The following is a 325-nucleotide window of genomic DNA, read 5'->3' as shown; positions in this document are numbered from 1 at the left end:
CGTACGTTATCTAGTTTTGAAGGAATGAATCCTTCATATAGTCTAGTGGCGATAGCGAAGAGGTCACACCCGTTCCCATACCGAACACGGAAGTTAAGCTCTTCAGCGCCGATGGTAGTTGGGGCATTGCCCCTGTGAGAGTAGGACGTCGCTAGGCAATTAAGAGATCAACCGTTATGGTTGGTCTTTTTTTATTTTTCAAAACCGAAAGGTTTTGTGGAGTAAAAGAAGCGATTTACAGAAATAAGAATAAAAAATAGAATAGGTCGGGTTTCGAGGAGCAAAGAGTTCAAGGAAACAAGGGAGCGACAACCGGAATGTACTG

Annotated in this window: 1 rRNA gene; it reads left to right on the top strand. The window is 43.4% G+C overall.

The features are described 5' to 3' along the window. Window positions 1-41 precede the first annotated feature (41 nt). A 5S ribosomal RNA gene (gene rrf / locus AC6CHV_RS26415) occupies window positions 42-157 on the top strand. The last annotated feature ends 168 nt before the right edge of the window (window positions 158-325 follow it).

The sequence above is a fragment of the Ferdinandcohnia sp. GQ5 genome (assembly GCF_059759275.1).
Note: the sequence above shows the minus strand (reverse complement) of the source record. Positions and strands in the feature narration are given on the sequence as shown.